Source organism: Micromonospora sp. B11E3, assembly GCF_039871625.1.
Taxonomy (GTDB): domain Bacteria; phylum Actinomycetota; class Actinomycetes; order Mycobacteriales; family Micromonosporaceae; genus Micromonospora.
In genome coordinates this window covers 1-1,471 of record NZ_JBDPMC010000206.1, presented here as the reverse complement: position 1 = coordinate 1,471, position 1,471 = coordinate 1, and the positions used below count along the sequence as shown (strand labels likewise).

Genomic DNA, 1,471 nt, shown 5'->3' with positions numbered 1-1,471 from the left:
GCAGTTGGCGGTCATCAGGTGGACCCGGTCCCCGGCTCGTACGCCGAGCCGTGCCAGCAGATCGGCAGTCGCGGCGGCTCGGCGCACCTGTTCCGCGTAGGTGACCTCGGTGATCGTCCCGTCGTCGCGCTCGAACACCAGGAAGGGGGCGGTCGGAGTTGCCGCTGCTCTCTGGTCGAGCAGGGTGTTCGCGTCGGCCGGGTGTTCGTCGCCGTTCAGCAACATGATGGGTTCGCTCCAGATAGTTGGTTGTAAAGAGAATCGACCCAAGTGACCTACGCGGCCTTGGCGAGGGTGACGGTCTGTCCCAGGCCGTGGAGTTGCGTGATGAGCCGGCCGCGAGAACGAGCACAGCCGACCCCACCCGATTCCCAACCTTCGAGGCGGCGCGGGGTAGGCCATGGGATCTCAGAGGTGCACCGGTGGAGCCCCGTGATAGCTGCGAAGGCCGGCCCCGGGCGGCGGGACGCGCCGTTCGCCCACTGGATTGCGCAAGGTTCCGATGCCGGACGCCTCGAGTTCGACGACGTCGCCCGAGCGAATCCACCGGTCGAGTTCGAGTCCGCAGCCACCGCCGACGGTTCCGACCGCGAGGAACTCTCCGGGTCGCACGTCCTCGTCGAGCGATGCCCAGGCCAGTACCTCGGCGAAGGAGAACTGCCGGTCGGCGGTCGTACCGGTGGCCCAGGTCTCACCGTTGACGCGGGCGCTGAGCCGGATGTCCCATTCGTTGACCTCGTCCATCGTGAGCACGCACGGTCCCATCGCCGTGCAGAAGTCCTTGCCCTTCGACGGCCCGATCGACATTGACATCTCGAAGAACTGGATGTCGCGGGCGCTGACATCATTGAAGATCGTCACGCCTGCGATGTAGCCGGCCGCCTGCTCCGGAGTGAGGTCCCGGCCGCCCCGGGAGGTGAAGAAGCCGACCTCGAGCTCGAAGTCGAGCTGCTCCGTGTAGGACGGCCAGAGCAACGGCTCGTCCGGGCCGATGATCGAGTCGGCGTTGCACTTGTAGCAGATCGGCATCGCGGCGAGCGCCGGTGGCGTCGTGAGACCGGCTCCGCTCGCGTGTGCCCGATAGGTCAGGTAGTCCCGTACCCGCGGTGGCCGGGGCACCGGGGCGAGGATACGAACGTCTGCGACCGGGTGGGCGACGGGCCGTCCGTTGTCGTGCAGTTCGTCCCCGCGGGCACTGTGTTGGTCCACGAGGGCGACCGCCTCGGCCGCCAGTGCGCGTCCGTGGGCACCTGTCTGGAAGAACGCCACCATTTCCTCGGGCAGTTCCGCGGCGCGGGACACGGTACCGGGGCCGTCGCGGTACACCTGGTGAGCCCGCAGGGTGGCGGCCGGGCGCACCACGAGATCGCCGTGGAGGACGCCGATCTCGGCGCCGGCGCCGGTGTCGAAGGTGACCAACCGCATGAAGGCGCCTCCCAGCCGGAAGAGTAGTTAGATCCCAGTCCAACTA

Annotated in this window: 2 protein-coding genes; both read right to left on the bottom strand. The window is 68.0% G+C overall.

Annotation, left to right across the window (positions count from 1 at the left end; translation table 11 throughout):
• The coding region (locus ABGB16_RS33680; protein ID WP_347672094.1) for a hypothetical protein at nt 1–225 on the bottom strand (225 nt) is incomplete at its 3' end.
• Nucleotides 226–408: 183 nt separating this feature from the next.
• Complete coding sequence (locus ABGB16_RS33675) at nt 409–1,425, bottom strand: fumarylacetoacetate hydrolase family protein (RefSeq protein WP_347672093.1); 1,017 nt, start codon at nt 1,423–1,425, stop codon at nt 409–411.
• Nucleotides 1,426–1,471: the final 46 nt, after the last annotated feature.

Bases quoted from the DNA above. Each gene is read 5' to 3' on its own strand.
- ABGB16_RS33675 (WP_347672093.1), bottom strand. From the start codon at position 1,425: ATGCGGTTGGTCACCTTCGACACCGGCGCCGGCGCCGAGATCGGCGTC.